15 protein-coding genes are annotated in these 17,465 nt (G+C 74.9%); 10 read left to right on the top strand and 5 right to left on the bottom strand.

Annotated features, from left to right (window positions below):
- The first annotated feature begins 36 nt into the window (after positions 1-36).
- The gene (locus tag OU787_RS05520) at positions 37-999 is read left to right on the top strand and encodes an electron transfer flavoprotein subunit alpha/FixB family protein (RefSeq protein WP_268658723.1); all 963 of its coding nucleotides are present in this window, start codon (positions 37-39) and stop codon (positions 997-999) included.
- 72 nt (positions 1,000-1,071) lie between these two features.
- Here the strand turns inward: OU787_RS05520 and OU787_RS05515 are convergent, their stop codons facing one another.
- A complete protein-coding gene (locus OU787_RS05515; protein ID WP_442788424.1) occupies positions 1,072-2,439 on the bottom strand; it encodes a S53 family peptidase in 1,368 nt (455 codons plus the stop codon).
- Between the two features lie 231 nt (positions 2,440-2,670).
- On the opposite strand from OU787_RS05515, the gene OU787_RS05510 reads away from it, so the two are divergent.
- The 4 genes from OU787_RS05510 to OU787_RS05495 all read left to right on the top strand — a co-directional run bounded on the left by OU787_RS05510 (position 2,671) and on the right by OU787_RS05495 (position 6,690).
- Positions 2,671-4,092, top strand: coding sequence for an AMP-binding protein (locus tag OU787_RS05510; protein WP_268658721.1), 1,422 nt, complete (start codon positions 2,671-2,673; stop codon positions 4,090-4,092).
- A gap of 208 nt (positions 4,093-4,300) precedes the next feature.
- Entirely contained in the window at positions 4,301-5,350 is a 1,050-nt protein-coding gene (locus OU787_RS05505; protein WP_030463470.1) for an NUDIX hydrolase, read from the top strand.
- Positions 5,351-5,434: 84 nt separating this feature from the next.
- The gene (locus OU787_RS05500) at positions 5,435-6,181 is read left to right on the top strand and encodes a DUF4184 family protein (RefSeq protein ID WP_268658720.1); all 747 of its coding nucleotides are present in this window, start codon (positions 5,435-5,437) and stop codon (positions 6,179-6,181) included.
- A 119-nt stretch (positions 6,182-6,300) separates the two neighbouring features.
- The gene (locus OU787_RS05495; RefSeq protein WP_268658719.1) at positions 6,301-6,690 is read left to right on the top strand and encodes a hypothetical protein; all 390 of its coding nucleotides are present in this window, start codon (positions 6,301-6,303) and stop codon (positions 6,688-6,690) included.
- 16 nt (positions 6,691-6,706) lie between these two features.
- On the opposite strand, the gene OU787_RS05490 is transcribed toward OU787_RS05495, so the two are convergent.
- Positions 6,707-7,237, bottom strand: a complete 531-nt coding sequence (locus OU787_RS05490; protein WP_030463467.1) for a carboxymuconolactone decarboxylase family protein — start codon at positions 7,235-7,237, stop codon at positions 6,707-6,709.
- Positions 7,238-7,492: 255 nt separating this feature from the next.
- Here OU787_RS05490 and OU787_RS05485 point away from each other — a divergent pair, with 255 nt between their 5' ends.
- Positions 7,493-8,677 carry a geranylgeranyl reductase family protein gene (locus OU787_RS05485; protein ID WP_030463466.1) on the top strand — a complete coding sequence of 395 codons (1,185 nt, stop codon included), beginning with the start codon at positions 7,493-7,495 and terminating at the stop codon, positions 8,675-8,677.
- A gap of 111 nt (positions 8,678-8,788) precedes the next feature.
- Here OU787_RS05485 and OU787_RS05480 read toward each other — a convergent pair whose 3' ends face one another.
- A complete protein-coding gene (locus tag OU787_RS05480) occupies positions 8,789-11,077 on the bottom strand; it encodes a glycosyl hydrolase family 18 protein (protein WP_268658718.1) in 2,289 nt (762 codons plus the stop codon).
- A 169-nt stretch (positions 11,078-11,246) separates the two neighbouring features.
- On the opposite strand from OU787_RS05480, the gene OU787_RS05475 reads away from it, so the two are divergent.
- Positions 11,247-11,885 carry a hypothetical protein gene (locus OU787_RS05475; RefSeq protein WP_268658717.1) on the top strand — a complete coding sequence of 213 codons (639 nt, stop codon included), beginning with the start codon at positions 11,247-11,249 and terminating at the stop codon, positions 11,883-11,885.
- A 145-nt stretch (positions 11,886-12,030) separates the two neighbouring features.
- Here OU787_RS05475 and OU787_RS05470 read toward each other — a convergent pair whose 3' ends face one another.
- The gene (locus tag OU787_RS05470; RefSeq protein WP_268658716.1) at positions 12,031-13,017 is read right to left on the bottom strand and encodes an ArsR/SmtB family transcription factor; all 987 of its coding nucleotides are present in this window, start codon (positions 13,015-13,017) and stop codon (positions 12,031-12,033) included.
- A 90-nt stretch (positions 13,018-13,107) separates the two neighbouring features.
- On the opposite strand from OU787_RS05470, the gene OU787_RS05465 reads away from it, so the two are divergent.
- Positions 13,108-14,358 carry an MFS transporter gene (locus OU787_RS05465; protein ID WP_268658715.1) on the top strand — a complete coding sequence of 417 codons (1,251 nt, stop codon included), beginning with the start codon at positions 13,108-13,110 and terminating at the stop codon, positions 14,356-14,358.
- A gap of 55 nt (positions 14,359-14,413) precedes the next feature.
- On the opposite strand, the gene OU787_RS05460 is transcribed toward OU787_RS05465, so the two are convergent.
- Positions 14,414-15,574: a glycoside hydrolase family 19 protein gene (locus OU787_RS05460; RefSeq protein WP_380375905.1), complete on the bottom strand. Its 1,161-nt coding sequence runs from the start codon at positions 15,572-15,574 to the stop codon at positions 14,414-14,416.
- A 224-nt stretch (positions 15,575-15,798) separates the two neighbouring features.
- Here OU787_RS05460 and OU787_RS05455 point away from each other — a divergent pair, with 224 nt between their 5' ends.
- Positions 15,799-16,563, top strand: a complete 765-nt coding sequence (locus OU787_RS05455; protein WP_030463460.1) for an enoyl-CoA hydratase family protein — start codon at positions 15,799-15,801, stop codon at positions 16,561-16,563.
- A 120-nt stretch (positions 16,564-16,683) separates the two neighbouring features.
- Positions 16,684-17,454, top strand: coding sequence for an acyltransferase (locus OU787_RS05450; RefSeq protein ID WP_030463459.1), 771 nt, complete (start codon positions 16,684-16,686; stop codon positions 17,452-17,454).
- Positions 17,455-17,465 lie beyond the last annotated feature (11 nt).

Below are 17,465 nucleotides of genomic sequence, written 5' to 3'. Positions count from 1 at the left end.
GGCCGCCGGGAACAAAGGGATACGGAGCAAACAACCATGAGTGAGATCCTGGTCCTGGTCGACCACGCCGACGGCGCCGTGCGCAAGCCCGCCCTCGAACTGCTGACCCTCGCCCGCCGCCTGGGCACCCCCTCCGCCGTCGTCCTCGGCGCCGGAGCCGCGGCCGCCGACATCGCCGCCAAGGCCGCCGAGTACGGCGCCGCCAAGGTCTACACCGCCGATGCCGAGGAGTTCACCTCCCAGCTGGTGGTGCCCAAGGTCGACGCGCTGACCCAGATCGCCAAGGACAGCGGCGCCGCCGCCGTCCTGGTCACCTCCTCCGGCGAGAACAAGGAGGTCGCCGCCCGCACCGCCCTGCGCCTGGGGTCGGGCCTGATCACCGACGCCGTCGACGTCGCACAGGGCCCCACCGGCCCCGTCGCCACCCAGTCGGTGTTCGCCGCGTCCTTCCAGGTCACCTCCACCGTCACCACCGGCGCCCCGGTCATCACCGTCAAGCCCAACAGCACCGCCCCCGAGGCCGCCCCCGCCGCCGGCGCCGTGCAGAACGTGACCGTGGCGCTGACCGGAGGCGCGGCCACCGTCACCGCCCGCACCCCGCGGGTGTCCACCGGCCGCCCCGAGCTGACCGAGGCCGCCATCGTGGTCTCCGGCGGCCGCGGCGTCGGCGCCGCCGACGGCTTCTCCGTCGTCGAGGACCTCGCCGACGCCCTGGGAGCGGCCGTCGGCGCCTCCCGCGCCGCCGTCGACGCCGGCTGGTACCCCCACAGCAGCCAGGTCGGCCAGACCGGCAAGCAGGTCTCCCCCCAGCTCTACGTCGCCGCCGGCATCTCCGGCGCCATCCAGCACCGCGCCGGCATGCAGACCAGCAAGACCATCGTCGCCGTCAACAAGGACCCCGAAGCCCCCATCTTCGAACTCGTCGACTACGGCGTCGTCGGCGACCTCTTCACCGTCCTCCCCCAGCTCACCGGCGAGGTCAAGGCCCGCAAGGGCTGACCTGACCGGACCCGGTCGGAAACGGCCGACGGCGCGGCTCCCGGAGACCCTGGGAGCCGCGCCGTCGTGCTGTCAGCGGCCCGCGAGGGAGCGCACGAAGCGGTCGGCGTCGACGGTGCCGAGGCCGGAGGCCAGGTCGTAGCCCTTGGTGGCCTGGTAACCCGTCACGGTGTCCCAGGAGTTGTCGCCCGCGGTGACGTCGGTGATGCCGCTGAGCTGGGAGGGCAGCAGGGCCAGGCCGTACAGGCGGGGGTTGAGCTGGCCCAGGCGGTGGCCCGCGAGCTGGGCGGCCAGCGCGACGACGCCGGAGAAGACCGGGGTCGCCTCGCTGGTGCCGCCGACCAGGTGCCAGCCGACCCGGGTCGGGTCGTACGACTCGTACGTCCAGGCCGCGCCGTCCACCGCCGCGCTCATCGAGATGTCGGGGGTGCCGCGGTGGTTGCCGGTCACGTTCGCCACGGCGGCCTGGTACCAGGGGCGTTCGAAGACGCCGGAGACGCCGCCGCCCGCCGCGCCGTAGTCGTCGTGCCAGACCTTGTCCGGGGCGGTGCGGTTGCCGTCGTTGTCCAGGGTCAGCTGGGTGCCGCCGACCGAGGTGACCAGCGGGTCCGAGGACGGCCAGGAGTTGACCTTGTACGGGTACAGGTCGCTGCCGTTCTCCATCGCGTCGGTGGCGCCGTTGTCGCCGGACGCGCCGAGCACCGTGACGTCCCGGGCGGCCGCGTACTTGAAGGCGTAGCGGAGCTTCTCGATCGACTTGAAGTCGCCCTTGTCGTAGCCCGGGAAGGTGTTCTCGGTGGCGCCGAAGCTCTGCGAGATCACGTCCACGTCGTGCGACTTGATGACGGCCTTCTCGGCGTCCATCATCTCCGGCAGGCCGGTGACGCCCTCGGTCTCGGCGACGCCGGTCTCCACCAGCACGATGTGCGCGTCGGGGGCGATCGCGTGCGCGTACTCGACGTCCAGGGTGGTCTCGCCGGCCCAGCCGGTGTGGTCGGCGTTGGTCGGGTCGAACACCGGGACGTTCCCCCACTTGACCACCTCGACCTGGGTGTCCGGGATGCCCCACTGCTTGTCGAAGGTCTCCAGGTCGTGCTGGATCGTCGGCGAGCCGAACGAGTCCACGATCACGATGGTGCGGCCCTTGCCGGTCACGCCCTGCCGGTACAGCGGGTCCAGGTGGTAGGCGGTGCGGTACTGCAGCGGCGAGTAGCAGTGGATGCCGATCTGCGTCACGCAGTCCGAGGTCGATATCGGCGCGACCCGGCCGACCGCGTCGATCTGCCCGGCCGAGGCGGGGCGCAGCTTGAACGTCGCCGGGAGGTGCGCGGCGGACCGGGCGGTTGCGGTCGCACCGGTCAGGGCGGTGGCCCCGACGGCGAGCAGCGCGGCGGCCCGCAGCGCGGTGGAGCGTCGGGTGCCCGCGGTGGCGGGGTGCATGCCCAAGGAGACTCCTCGATGAGAAGGGGCCCGAGCCGGGTCCGGCCGGGGCGGCCCCTATCCCATCGGCAGCCGACGGGCCCTTCCATAGTCCGGGCGGGCCGCCCCGATGGCCCCGGTCGGCCACCGGATTCGGTAAAGGGAACGGAGGGGTTCGGTAACGCCGCAGCTCCGGGCGGTCGGCCGGGCCCTGCTGCGGGCGGGCGGCCCGGCCTCGTAGAGTCGGGCGGCATGGGACTGCTGACAGCACTCGACGGCGGGTACGGGGACCGGGCGGACGCCGTGGTGGTGGACGGGACCGCCCTGTCCTGGGAACAACTGCTCGGCGCGGCCGGGGCGGTGGCCGAACGCGCCGCCGGGGCGCCCGGCCTCGCCGTCCTGGCCCGGCCCACCGCCGAGACGGTCGCGGCCGTGGCCGGCGGCCTGCTCGCGGGCGTGCCGGTGGTGCCGGTGCCGCCCGACTCCGGGCCGGTGGAGCGCGCTCACATCCTGCGCGACAGCGGCGCCACCCTGCTGGCCGGCACCGAACTACCGGACGACGCGGCGCAGTTGACGGCACTTCCGGTGTCGCTGACGGACCGCCCGTCCGGCACCTGGCGCCCCGCCGCCGAGGACGCCGACCGGACCGCGTTCGTGCTGTACACCTCCGGCACCACCGGCGCCCCCAAGGGCGCGCTGATCGCGCACCGGGCGGTCGCCGCCGGGCTCGACGCGCTCGCCGGGGCCTGGCAGTGGGACGCCGAGGACACCCTCGTCCACGGCCTGCCGCTGTTCCACGTGCACGGCCTGGTGCTCGGCGTGCTCGGCGCGCTGCGCACCGGCAGCCGCCTCGTGCACACCGGCCGGCCCACCCCCGCCGGGTACGCGGCCGCCCGCGGCAGCCTGTACTTCGGCGTCCCCACCGTCTGGTCGCGGATCGCCGCCGACCCGGCCGCCGCCCGCGAACTGGCCGCCGCCCGGCTGCTGGTGTCCGGCAGCGCGCCGCTGCCCGTCCCGGTCTTCGAACGGCTGCGGGAACTCACCGGGCAGGCCCCCGCCGAGCGGTACGGCATGACCGAGACGCTGATCACCGTCGCCACCCGGGCCGACGGCGAGCGCCGCCCCGGCGCGATCGGCGTGCCGCTGCCCGGCGTGCGGACCCGGCTGGCCGGGGAGGACGGGCGGCCGGTGCCCGCCGACGGCGAGAGCGTCGGCGAACTCCAGCTCCGGGGGCCCACGCTGTTCGACGGCTACCTCGGACGGCCCGAGGCCACCGCCGCGTCCTGGACCGCCGACGGCTGGTTCCGCACCGGGGACGTCGCCGTGATCGGACCCGACGGCTTCCACCGGATCGTCGGCCGGGCCTCCGTCGACCTGATCAAGAGCGGCGGCTACCGGATCGGCGCCGGCGAGGTCGAGGCCGCGCTGCGTGACCACCCCGGCGTCGCCGACGCCGCCGTGGTCGGCGCCCCCGACCCGGACCTCGGCCAGGCCGTGGTCGCGTACGTGGTCGCGGCGGACGGCGCGGGCGTCGGGGAACGGGAGCTCGTCGACTTCGTCGCGCGGCGGCTGTCCGTCCACAAGCGGCCCCGCCGGGTGGTCCTGGTCGAGGACCTGCCGCGCAACGCGATGGGCAAGGTGCTCAAGAAGCAACTCCTGGACGGCGCGGGGTAACCCGGGCGGCGGGGCGACCCGTGGGGCGGCCGGCGGGCCGGTGCGCCGACCGGTTCGCGGGCCGGTGCGCGGGCCGGTTCGGGGGCCGGTTCGCGGGCCGTCCTTTCAGGAGGGCGGGGAGTGGGTACCACTGGGGTGGCGTGGGGGCCGGTGCCCCGCGCTGCCCGGCGCACGGCCGGGCCGGTGCCACGGAGGGGCAGGGGATGCTGTGATCGTCTGGGTCAATGGGGCGTTCGGGGCGGGCAAGACGAGCGCCTGCCGGGAGTTGGTCGGACTGCTGCCGGGGAGCGTGCTGTTCGACCCTGACACCCTCGGGCCGGTCCTGCGGGCCGCCCGGCCCGACCACGGGCCGGGCGAACTCCAGGACTCGCCCGCCTGGCGGCACCTGGCCGCCGAGACCGCCGCCGCGCTGGCCGCCGAGGCCGACGGGCCGGTCCTGGTCCCCGCCACGCTGCTGCGCCAGGAGCACCGCGACGAGGTCTTCGGCTCGCTGGCCGGGCGCGGCATCCCGGTCCACCACGTCGTCCTCGACCCGGTCGAGACGATCCTGCGGGCCCGGATCGCCACCCGCGAGGACGTCCCCGGGGACCCGGAGGCCACCGCCCGGCTGCGCCGCCGCGCCCGCGAGGCGCTGCCCGCCTACCTCACCGCCCGCGGCTGGCTGGCCGGGGACGCCCGGATGGTCGACAACGGGGTGCTGACGCCCCGGCAGACCGCCGAGCGGATCGCCGACCTGGTGCGCAGCGGCGCCGCGCGCTGCCCGATCGTGCGCAGCGAGGGCGGCGCCGGGGACACCGTCGCCGCGGCGGTGCTGCTCTTCGACGACCGGGACCGGGTGCTGCTGGTCGACCCCGCGTACAAGCCGCACTGGGAGTTCCCCGGCGGCGTCGTCGAGTGCGGCGAGGCACCCACCGCGGCCGGCGTCCGGGAGGTCGCCGAGGAACTCGGCCTGCGGCTGCACCCGGAGGAACTGCGGCTGCTCGCCGTCGACTGGGAGCCCGGCGCCGGACGCGGACGCGGCGGCCTGCGCCTGGTCTACGACGGCGGACGGCTCGGCCCCTCCCAGGTGCTGCGGCTGCGGCTGCCCGCCGGGGAACTGCGCGACTGGCACTTCGCCACCCTGCGGGAGGCCGCCGAGATGCTGCCCGCCGGGCGGATGCGGCGGCTGGCCGCCGCGCTGGAGGCCCGGGCGGTCGGCGAACTGCGTTACCTGGAGGGCGGGCGGCCCGCCGCGACGGGGGCGGCGTCCGCGCGGTAGGGCGGGTGGTCCGCGGGGCGGGGGCGGCGTCCGCGCGGTAGGGCGGGTGGCCCGCGGGGCGGCTCCCCGGGGCAGGATGGGGGGATGCCGTTCACCCTGAGCCATGCCGCCGCCGTCCTGCCCGGCCTGCGGGCCGCGAAGCGCAAGGGCGCGCTGGTCGCCGCCGGACTCGTCGCCGGCTCGCTGGCGCCCGACGTGCCGTTCTTCGCGGAGTCCCTCGTCCGGGGGGTCTACCGGCACGGCGGGTTGACGCACCGCTGGTGGGCCGCCCCCACCCTCGACGTCGCGGTCGGGGCCGGGCTGGTGGCCGGCTGGTACGGCCTGTGGCGCGAGCCGCTGCGGGCCGCGGTGCCCGGCCGGTGGAACGCGGTGGCCCCCGAGCGGCGCCCGGCTCCCGGCGAACTCCTGCTGGCCGCCGGGGCGTTGGCCGCGGGTGCGGCCACCCACCTGGTCTGGGACTCCTTCACCCACCACGGCCGGGCCGGCGTCCGGGCCCTGCCGGTGCTGGAGCGCGAGGTCGCGGGCGTCCCGCTGCACACCGCCCTGCAGTACGGGACGTCGCTGCTCGGCCTGGGCGTGCTCGCCCGGTACGCCGGCCCCTGGCGGGAGAGCCGCCGGGGCACCGCCGCGCTGCTGGCCGCCGCCACCCTCGCGGGGGCGGCCGAGCGGGTCCTGCGCGGCGAGCGGGGCGTGGTCGACGAGGCCTGCTTCGGCGCGGGCGCGGGCCTGGCGGTCGGCGCGGCGGTCCTCGGGCTGGCCGGGGTCCGGCGCGGAGCGCAGCCGGAAACCCCCGGAACCGGGTCGAACTGGCCGTCCTCCGACCGGAGTTGACCGGAGCCGACCGGCCCGTCGGAGGCGCGGTGGGCGGGGTCGGCCTCCGGGCCCGGAGGGGGCGCGTACGAAGCAGGGGAACGGCCGCGACGGCGAGCACGGCGGGTGCGGCGGACCGGTTGCCGGAACTGGCCTCGGGAGCCCGGCGGGCGGTGCTGCGGCTCGACCCGGCCGAGCGGCCGCGCCTGGTCGTGCCGGGCACCGGCGGGCCGCACCCGCTGGTCCAGGGCCTGCTCGGGCCGACGGCCCTGGTGCTGACGCGCACCTCCTACCTCGCGGTCACCGACCGGTCGGTGTCCGTGCTGCGCGGACCGCGGCCGACGGGCGAGCCGGAGGAGGCCCTGGCCGCGGTGCCGCCGGAGCGGGCCGGCGCACTGGTGGCGAAGACCGCCCACGGCCGCCGGAGCAGCCGGGTGCGGCTGCGGCTGCCGCAGGCGGAGCGGCCGGTGCGGATGGAGGTGCGGTTCACCTCGCGGCCGCAGCCGGACGCCTTCCCGGCCGAGTTCTGACCGCCGGCCGGGGCCGTCAGAGGTAGCCGTTGGCGGCGAGGTGGGCGCCGATGGCGCGGTAGGCGGCGGGGTCGTCGGGGGTGAGGGCGGCGAGGCCGTCGACGTAGCGGTTGTACATGCAGAAGGCGGCGGCGATCAGGACGGTGTCGTGGACGGCCTCGTCGTCGGCGCCGGCGGCCTTCGCGGCGGCGACGTCCTCGGGGGTGACGGACAGTCCGCTCTCGGCGACCTTGCCGGCCAGCTGCAGCAGGGCGCGCTGGAGGTCGGTGACGGGGGCGGTGGCGAGGTCGGTCTGGACGGCCTCGACCAGGGCGAAGTCGCCGCCGAGGCGGTGGGCGGCGGTGGCGCCGTGGGCGCCGGCGCAGTAGCGGGTGCGGTTGAGGGCGGAGACGTAGGCGGCGATCAGCTCGCGGTCGCCGACCTCCAGCGGAGAGTCGCCGCGCAGGAGTTGCTCGGCGAGTTCGCTCAGGCGCAGGCCGGAGGAGGGTTTGGCGGCGAGCAGGCCCCGGATGCCGGGGGCGTCGGTGGGCAGTGCGATGTGGGGCATGGGGGCCACTGAAGCGGTTCGGCGCGGGCTTGGCAAGCCCTTGACCTGGGAAAGCGGAGCCGGTGCGGGAAGGGCGGGGCATGGCCGTGGCGGGGGGCGGGCAGATTAGGATGGGCGACCGTGACTGACACCGGTAGCACCAAGGACCTGGACCCCGTCGAGCCGGTCGCGGCCCCCGCCGACGACGCCGGTGACGGGGTGTCGGAGGAGGCAGCGGGCACCGGCCCGCAGGACGACGGGCGGGAGGCGGGGGCGGTGGCGCTGCCGGACGGGGTGTGGGACGTCGTGGTGGTCGGCGCCGGTCCGGCCGGTTCGTCGGCGGCGTACGCGGCGGCCTCGCGCGGGCGGCGGGTGCTGCTGCTCGACAAGGCCGAGCACCCCCGGTACAAGACCTGCGGCGGCGGCATCATCGGGCCGTCCCGGGACTCGCTGCCGGAGGACTTCAAACTGCCGCTGCAGGACCGCATTTCGGCGGTGACCTTCGCGCTGAACGGCAGGTGGACCCGGACCCGGCGCTCGAAGCGGATGCTGTTCGGCGTGGTCAACCGGGACGAGTTCGACCTGCGCCTGGTGCAGGCGGCCGAGCAGGCCGGGGCGGTGCTGGTGACGGGCGTGACCGCGACCGGCGTGGAGCAGCGCGGCGGCGACAGCCGGACGGTGTTCGTGACGCTGGCGGACGGCCGGAAGGTGGAGGCGCGGGCGGTGGTCGGCGCGGACGGCTCGGCCAGCCGGATCGGCCGGCACGTCGGCGTGACCTTCGACCAGATCGACCTGGGCCTGGAGGCGGAGATCCCGGTGCCGGAGTCGGTGTCGCGGTACTGGGCGGGCCGGATCCACCTGGACTGGGGCCCGCTGCCGGGCAGTTACGGCTGGGTGTTCCCGAAGACCGACTCGGGGACGCTGACCGTCGGGGTGATCTCGGCGCGCGGCGAGGGCGAGCGGACCAAGGAGTACCTGGCGGCGTACATCCGCCGCCTGGGCCTGTCCGGGTTCGAACCGCTGGTGGAGTCCGGGCACCTGACGCGCTGCCGGGCCGAGGACTCGCCGCTGTCGCGCGGCCGGGTGCTGGTCGCGGGCGACGCGGCCGGGCTGCTGGAGCCGTGGACCCGGGAGGGCATCTCGTACGCGCTGCGCTCGGGCCGGCTGGCCGGGGAGTGGGCGGTGCAGGTGGCCGAGGCGGGCGGCGCGGCGGACGTGCGGCGGCAGGCGCTGAACTACGCGTTCGCGGTCAAGGCCGGGCTGGGCGTGGAGATGCGGGCCGGGAAGGTGATGCTGGCCTCGTTCGAGAAGCGCCCGTACCTGTTCCACGCGGCGGTGTCGCTGATCAACCCGGCGTGGCGGGCGTTCGCCCGGACCACCCAGGGGCACACCACGTTCGCGCAGCTGATGCGGGACCACCGGGCGGCGCGGAAGCTGGCGTCGGTGGCCGGGCGGCAGTAGGAGCGGGTCGGACGCGGACCCGCCCGGGAGGGCTGCCTCCCGGGCGGGCCGCGCGGACGGGCGCGGGGGGTTGGGATTCGGGGGGCCGCCCCGCGCCCGCGTTCCCGGGGGTTACTTCAGGCCCGCGTCCAGGGCGTTCATCAGGGTGCCGGACGGGGTGTCGCCGGACATCTCCCAGACCATCGCGCCCAGCAGGTTCTTGGACTTGAGCCAGGCGGTCTTCTGGCCGATCGACCAGGCGTCGTCGAAGGTCCACCACTGGCCGCCGTTGCCGGTGTAGCCGTAGGTGGAGACGGACACCGGGTCGTGGTAGACGGTCAGGTTGGGCACCGAGGTGATCAGGTTGTTGTAGCCGCGGGTGCCGGCCTCCTCGGCGAACTGGCCGGGTGCGGCGCCGCCCGCGGCCTGCCAGGCGCCGTGCGCGCCGCCGTCGGTGACGTTCTGCCAGCCGCGGCCGTAGAACGGGAAGCCGATGGTGAGCTTGCGCGGGTTGACGCCGGCGGCCAGGTAGGTGTCGACGGCGTTCTCGATCGAGAAGTGGAACGGGTAGGGGTCGGTGGGGTCGGTGTGCAGGTTGGCCTGCTGGCCGGTGCGGTTGGGCTCCCACGAGTTGTCGCTGCCGGAGCCGTGGAAGTCGTAGCCCTGGACGTTGGCGATGTCGAGGGACTGGAAGATCTGCGAGAGGTCCCAGCCCTGGCCGACCTTGGCCGGGTCGGCGGGGGTGAAGGCGGTGAGCAGCTTGTGCGAGCCGCCGAGGGCGTCGAGCTGGCGGCGGAACTCGGCCAGCAGCAGGGTCAGGTTCTGCTTGTCGTTCGCGGAGTAGTGGTTGCCGGGGTGGCCGTCCGGGGAGCCGGGCCACTCCCAGTCGACGTCGATGCCGTCGAAGATGCCGGCGGCCGTGCCGGGGCCGCCCGCGCCGTTGTAGGCGGGCAGGTTGCCCTTGATCCAGATGTCGATGCAGGAGGAGACCAGCTTCTTGCGGGAGGCGTCGGTGGCGGCCGCGTCGGAGAAGTACTTGGAGTACGTCCAGCCGCCGAGCGAGACCACGACCTTGAGGTTCGGGTACTTCGCCTTCAGCTTCTTGAGCTGGTTGAGGTTGCCGCGCAGCGGCGACCAGCCGTCGTCGGCGACGCCGTCCACGGACTGGGCGGCGCTCATCGGGCGGGCGTAGTCGGCGTCGGCGTCACCGGCGCCGGTGCCCTGGTCGGGGTCCTCCGGGTCGGCGGTGGTGCCCTTGGTGACGCCGGCCAGGCAGGTCAGGTTGACCGGGTCGATGTTCTCGAAGGCGTAGTTGATGACGTCGAGCTTGGCGGCGCTGCCGGAGGTGTCGAGGTTCTTGACGAAGTACTGGCGGCCGTAGATGCCCCACTGGACGAAGTAGCCGACCCGGGAGTACTTGCCGGGCCCGGCGAGGTCGCCGGTGGTGACGTTCAGCGTGGTGGAGGCGGGGGAGCTGTTGTCGGCGGCGTCCCGGGCCTTGACGGTGAAGGCGTACGGGGTGGCGGGGGAGAGCTGGCCGACGGTGGCGGCGGTGGTGGTGCCGCCGACGGTCTGCACCAGGTTGCCGCCCTGGTAGACGTCGTACGCGGCGACCCGCTTGTTGTCGGTGGCGGCGTCCCAGGCCAGCGCGACGCTGGTGCTGGTCACCCCGGTGGAGCGCAGGTTGCCGGGCGCGGTGGGCGGCACGGTGTCGCTGGCCGGGTCGACGGTGGCGGCGCTCAGCACCGGGCTGACCGGGCCGGTGTTGCCGCGGGTGTCCTTGGCCCGGACGGTCAGGCCGTAGGTGGTGGCCGGGGTCAGGCCGGTCAGCGTGGTGGCGGTGCCGGCGGCCGAGCCGAGGATCACCGAGCCGTTCAGCACGTCGTACGAGGCGACCGGGAAGTCGCCCTTGGACGCGGCCGGCCAGCTCAGCGAGAGGCTGTGCGCGGTGGCGTCGACCAGGGTCGGGGCGCCCGGCGCGGTCGGCGGGACGTCCGGGGTGCCGTCGCACTTGTCGCCGTTGACGCGGCAGTTGAGCGGGGCGGTGATCGGGCCGTTGCCGATGAACCAGAAGCTGTACGGCTCGGTCGAGCCGTTCGCGGGCACCGTCGCGTTGTAGTACGCGTTCGTCGCGGTGACGTGGCTGCCGGTGGTGGTGGAGGTGCCGTTGTAGGTGCCGGTCATGGTGACGCCGGACGGCAGGTCGAAGTCCAGGGTCCACCCGGTGACGGCGGTGGCGTTGGGGTTCTTGACGACGAAGGTGCCCTTCCACCAGGACCCGTAGTTGTCGCTGGTGAAGGTGGCGGTCAGTTTGGCCGCGGCGTGCGCGGGCGTGGCGGCGAGCAGGGCCAGTGGCAGTGCGAGCGCGGCGAGCAGGGCCAGCAGACGGGCCCTGAGCCATTGCCTGGAGCGGACGTGCATCGGTACTCCCTGTCTGGTGTGGGGGATTCCGTACAGGGGTGCCGGGAGCGGCACTCAGGAGGGTAAGTGGACTGGACCAACTCGTCAACAGGTCTATACCGGATGGAGGTTGACGGGACGTCAGCTCCTTGATCCGCGACTGTCGGCGGCGCCTGGCAGGATCACCGCCATGGGACTCGATGTGATGGTGGGCGCGCTGATCGGCGCCGAGGAGGACACCGCCGAGTGGTTCCGCGCGGAGTGCGCGGAGATCACCCGGGTACTGGCGGCCGAAGGGCTGCCGGGCTGGCGGGAACCGGAGAGCGGACCGCGCTTCGGCGACCGGATCTGGGGCTACTCGGGCCTGCACACGCTGCGCCGCCTCGCCGCGCACCTCGCCGCGGGCGGGCAGCTGCCCGAACCGCTGGCGGAAGGGGAGCGGGCCACCGACGACCCGGTGCTGCGGGCCGCGTACGGGGACATTCCCGACGACCGGCCCGGCCCGTTCGACCACCTGATCCACCACTCGGACTGCGAGGGCTACTACGCGCCGGTCGACTTCGCCCCCGTCCTGGCCGACCCGGAGCTGAGCGGCGGCCTGCTCGGTTCCTCGGTGCGGCTGCTGGCCGAACTCGAGGCGCTCGCCCTGGCCCTGGGCCTGCCCGCGGACCTCGACCCGGACTCCGAGGAGGTCACCGACGCCGCCGAGGACCCGGACCCGGCGGCCGAGGGGTGGCGGCGCTACGGGACCGAGGCGTTCGTCTGCCTGCAACTGCGGCTGGCGGCGCGCTGCTCGGTGGAGACGGGGGCGGTGCTGGCGTTCTGCTAGGGCCTGCGGCGGGGTGGGGGTTGCTGGTTCCAACAGCCCCCAGCCGCTTGGGCTTTCCGGTGGGCTCCGGCCTCCAGCAGCATCGACCCGCCGTTCCCCGGGCCCCTGGACGGGGCTCTCCGGTGGGGCTCTCCGGCGGGGCCCTTCAGGGGCCGAGGAGTTGGTCGGCGAGGGGGCTGCGGGTGTAGAGGACCAGGCGGCCGTGGCGGGCGCGGGTGACCAGGCGGGTGGCGTGCAGGACGGCCAGGTGCTGGCTGACGGCGCCGGGGGTGACGCCGAGCCGGCGGGCCAGTTCGGTGGTGGCGGTGGGCTCGTGCAGCAGGGCGAGCAGGCGGGCCTTGGGGGCGCCGAGCAGCTGTTCCAGGGCGCGCGGGGCGGGTGGCGGGTCGGGCGGGCCGGCCAGGTTGCCCTGGCCGCGGGAGAGGTAGGTGATGGACGGGGTGAGGTCCGGGCCGATCGCGGTGAGCGCGCCGCGGGCGAAGCAGGTCGGCAGCAGGGCCAGGCCGCGCCGGTCGACGGGGACGTCCAGGTCGCCGTGGCCCCAGTCCCGGTCGATGGTCAGCACCCCGTCCGCCCAGTGCAGGCGGTGGTCGAGGTCGGCGAACAGTCCGGCGGCGCCGCGTTCGGCCAGCACCCGGGCGCGGTGCACGATGTCGGCGTGCAGCACCGAGCGGGCCTGCGGCCACCAGCCGGGTTCCAGGACGTGCGTCCAGTACGCCTGGAGGGCGTCGGCGATCTCGGCGATCAGCGCGGCCGGGCGGTCGGCGCGGTCGGCGAGCAGCGGCGGCAGGGCCCGGTCGTGCGGGAGGAAGGTCAGGGCCAGTTCGCCGGCCAGCCGGGCCGGGTCGAAGGCCCGGACGACGGCCAGTTCGGCCCGGAACTCCGGGAACGGGACGGCGGGGCGGGGGGTCAGGAAGTCCGGCACGTACTTGTTGCTCGCCACCAGGGCGCGCAGCAGCGGGGCCTGCGGCAGGGCCTCGAAGGCCGGGCGCATCGCCTCGAACGCGGCGCCGTGCGGGTACTGCCCGGGGTGGGTCCACATCCGCAGGCTGAGCACGGCCTCCTGGAGCGGCGAGCAGGCGAAGTAGGTGGCGGCCAGGTCGGCCAGCCCCAGCCGGAACCGCAGTACCACGACGCCCCCCAGGTGGTCCGTCCCGCGCCGGGGATTGAGGCGGGGGCTAAATCAATACCATGGGCGCTCCGTACCCGGTCTGATCGGGGCATGACCGCCACTGACCCCGCGGCCGATCCGGCCGTGTCGCTCCCCCCTGCCCGCCACCGGCTCGCCCGGCTGCTGCCCGAGGACCCGGTGCTGCGCCGGCTGTCCGCGATCACCCTGGTCAACACCCTCGGCAGCGGCCTGGGGATGACGCTCGGGGTGGTGTACTTCACCCGGGTGATGGGCTTCGGCGTCGGCACGGTCGGCCTGGTGCTGACGGTCGCCGGGGCGTGCGGCGTGGCGGCGGGCGTCCCGGCCGGGCGGCTGTCGGACCGGTACGGGCCCAAGCGGGTGCTGGTCGTGCTGCTGGCCGGGCAGGCGGTGTGCGCGGCGGCCTACGTGCTGGTGCACGCCCTGGCGGTGTTCGCGGTGCTGGCCTGCCTGGTGGCGGTCGCCGACCGGGGCGGCTCGGCGGTGCGCGGGGCGCTGTTCGCCGAGGTGCTGCCGGTGGACGGGCGGGTGGCCGGCCGGGCCTACCTGCGCTCGGTCACCAACGTCGGCCTGGCGGTGGGCACGCTGGGCGCCGCGGCCGTCCTGCAACTGGACACCCGGGGCGCCTACCTGACGGCGCTGCTGGTCGACGCGGCCTCGTTCGGGGTGATCGCGGTGCTGTACGCGCTGCTGGTGCCGGCCACGCCGCGTGCCGCGGGTCGTGCCGAGCGGGCCGGGGGCGGGCCGAACCCGGCGCTGCGCGACCGGGCCTTCCTGCTGCTGACCGGCCTGAACGGGGTGATCACCCTGCAGTTCGTGATGGTCGAGGTCGGGCTGCCGCTGTGGGTGGTGCGCGACACCGCCGCGCCGCGCTGGATGGTCGCGGGCGGGCTGCTGGTGAACACCGCGCTGGTGATCGTGCTGCAGGTGCGGGCCACCCGGGGCACCGAGCAGCCGCGGGCCGCGGCCCTGGTGTTCCGCCGCGGGGCGCTGCTGGTGGCCGCGTCCTGCCTGGTGGTGGGCCTGGCCGCCGGGCTGCCCGGCTGGGCGGCGGCGCTGCTGGTGGCGGGCGGGGTGGCCTGCCAGGCGCTGGGCGAGGTGTACAGCCAGGCGGGCGCCTGGGCGCTCAGCTACGACCTGGCGAAGGACGGGGCGCACGGCGCCTACCAGGGCGTGTTCAACACGGGCGGGTCGGTGGCGATGATGCTCGGCCCGGCGCTGATGACCTCGGTGGTGATCGCGCACGGCCCGGCCGGCTGGGTGCTGCTGGCGGCGCTGTTCGCCGGCGCGGGCTGGGGGATGACGGCGCTGGTGCGGCGCTGAACGCACCGGGCCCCCGGCCGACGTCGCGTCGGCCGGGGGCCCGGGGTTCAGGGCGTCAGCAGCTCAGGTTGGAGCCGGTGGGCACGCCCAGGATCGAGGTGAAGCTGGTGTACGCGTTGACCCGGCTCTGCACCTGGGCGGGGTTGCCGCCGTTGCACTCGAGCGAGCCGTTGATGGAGCGGATGGTCTCGCCGAAGCCGTTGCCGTTGACCATGGCGTTGTGCGCGGTCATGGTGCCCGGGCCGTTCTGGGTCATCCAGTACCAGATGCCGGTCTTCCAGGCGACGGCCGCGTCGGTCTGCACCAGGTTGGGGTTGTTCAGCAGGTCGATGCCGAGCGCGTCGCCGGCCGCCTTGTAGTTGAAGTTCCAGCTGAGCTGGATCGGCCCGCGGCCGTAGTACGCGGCCTGGCCGGCCGGGCAGCCGTAGGGCTGGGTGGTGTCGCAGTAGTGCGGGTAGTTCGCGGTGTTCTGCTCGACCACGTACACCAGGCCGCCGGTCTCGTGGCTGATGTTGGCGAGGAACGCCGCCGCCTCCTGCTTCTTCACGGTGTCCGAGCCGGTGTTGGCGAACGCCGGGTAGGCGTTCAGCGCGGTGACCAGGCCGGAGTACGTGTAGAAGGAGTTCCGGTTCGGGAACATCTGGTTGAACTGGGCCTCGGAGACCACGAACCCGCCCGGGTTGGGGGTGGTGGTGGTCGGGCTCGGGCTGGTGGTGCCGCCGCCGCCGGTGCAGGTGTACGGGCTCCAGTACCAGGTGGAGACGGTCGGGTCGTAGCCCGGGTTGTCGTGGGTGGCGATGTAGTACTGGCCGTTGGGCGCGTACTTGACCACCGTGCCGGTGGCGTACTGGGTGCCGGCCACCCAGGTGGGGTGGTTGCAGGTGCCCTGGCTGGGCGTCGGGGTGGTGGTGGTGCCGCCACCGCCGCCGCAGGCGCCCTGGTCGGCCCAGACGCCGGAGCCGCCGGTGCTCGGCGTCTCGCCCTGGGTCCACCACTTGGCGTTCCAGTTGTGCCCGTTGTACGAGGCGGACATGCCGCCGGTGTAGACCTGCGTCGCCGAGTACGGGGTGGTGCAGGCGGCGGCCGCGGTCGAGGTGGTGGGCACCATGACGGCCAGTCCGGTCGCGGCCAGCGCGCCGGTCAGCAGTGCGGCGACCCGGCCGCGGCGGGAGCCGGCCCGGTGGGCGGGCCGGTGGGAGGTACGGGTGTGGGACATTCGGCCACTCCTTGTGGGGGAACGAGCGGTGTACCCAGCACTCAAGCGAATTTGTCCGTTAACTGTCAATAGGTCTAGACCTTAAGGAAGTTGGGGGAGTGGGTGCGGAGCCCCGCGCCGAGCGCGCCCCGAAGATCGGGTACTGGCCAGTAGGGCCGCGGTGTGCCAGGGTGCAGACGACGCCCCGTCCGACCCACCCTCAGCCGGAAGGCAGGCCACGCCAGATGACCACCCCCGCGCCGCTCGTCCGCACCACCACCGCCGACGCCGTCGCCACCCTCGAACTCGACTCCCCGCACAACCGCAACGCCCTCTCCACCCGGCTGATGGCCGAACTCACCGCCGGCCTCGCCGCCGCCGCCGCCGACCCCGAGGTCCGCGCCGTCGTCCTCGGCCACACCGGCCGGGTGTTCTGCGCCGGCGCCGACCTCTCCGAGGCCACCGGCGACGACCCCACCGTCGGACCGCGCGGCCTGGTCGCCCTGCAGCGCGCCGTCGTCGACTGCCCCAAGCCCGTCATCGCCCTGGTCGACGGCCACGTCCGGGCCGGCGGACTCGGCCTGGTCGGCGCCTGCGACCTCGCCGTCGCCGGACCCGACTCCACCTTCGCCTTCACCGAGTCCCGGCTCGGCCTCGCCCCCGCCGTCATCTCGCTGCCGCTGCGCCCCAAGCTCGACCCGCGCGCCGCCGCCCGCTACTACCTCACCGGCGAGACCTTCGACTCCGCCGAGGCCGCCCGGATCGGCCTGGTCACCGAGGCCGCCGACGACGCCGCCGCCGGACTGCGCACCCTCCTGGACGCCATCCGGCTCTGCTCGCCGCAGGGCCTCGCCGAGTCCAAGCTGCTCGCCAACGCCGAGGTCCGGGAGTCCTTCGACCGGCACACCGAGGAACTCGTCGCGCTGTCGGCCAAGCTGTTCGGCTCCGAGGAGGCGCAGGAGGGCATGCGGGCCTTCCTGGCCAAGCGGCCCGCGCGCTGGGTGCGCTGACCTCGCGCTGACCTCGCGCTGACCTCGCGCTCCGGGGCCCTCGGGCCCGGAAGTTACCGGCCGGTGTGAGTTTGGTCCCGTTGCGGGCCGCCGGGGCGCACCGGCCGCTACCGTGAGCGCATGTCGATCGTCCGCAGGCTGCTCGGACCCGTCCGCGAGAGGTCGCGCCGGGCGGCCGGGCACGCCGTGCACCGCGGCTGGCGCTGGGTGCAGGACGCCGGCGCGGTCAGCAACCGCAACCCCGGGCCGTACCGGTTCGGGGAGCTCGGCGACGGCACCAAGCTCGCCTTCCCGCTCGGCACCGTCTTCAACGAACGCTGGATCACCATCGGCCCGTTCTCCATCATCGGCGAACGCGTCACCCTGTCGGCCGGCTTCCTGCCCGGCCTCGACCTCGGCCCCGAACCGATCGTCCGGATCGGCGGCGGCTGCGTCATCGGCCGCGGCAGCCACATCGTCGGCCACCAGCGGATCGAACTCGGCGACGACGTCTGGACCGGCCCCGACGTCTACATCACCGACCAGGCCCACGAGTACCGCGACACCGAACTCCCGATCGGCAAGCAGTGGCCCCGCAACGAGCCCGTCTCGATCGGCGCCGGCTCCTGGATCGGCACCGGCGCGGTGATCCTCCCCGGCGCCCGGATCGGCCGCAACGTCGTGGTCGCCGCCAACTCGGTGGTCGCCGGCGAGGTCCCCGACTACGCCGTGGTGGCCGGCGCCCCCGCCCGCCAGGTCCGCACCTGGAACCCCGAGGACGGCTGGCAGCCCCCCATCCGCCACGAGGCACCCCGCCCCGTCCCCGACGGCGTCACCGCCGAACAACTCCGCGCCCTGGTCGGCTGGGACCTCCGCCTGCCCGGCGAGGCCGAACGGCCCCCCGCGCCGTAGGGCTGTCGGTA

It is taken from the genome of Kitasatospora sp. YST-16, assembly GCF_026802215.1.
Taxonomy (GTDB): Bacteria; Actinomycetota; Actinomycetes; order Streptomycetales; family Streptomycetaceae; genus Kitasatospora; species Kitasatospora cineracea.
The sequence above is the reverse complement of the archived record's forward strand: the minus strand, read 5'-3'. Positions and strand labels throughout refer to the sequence as shown.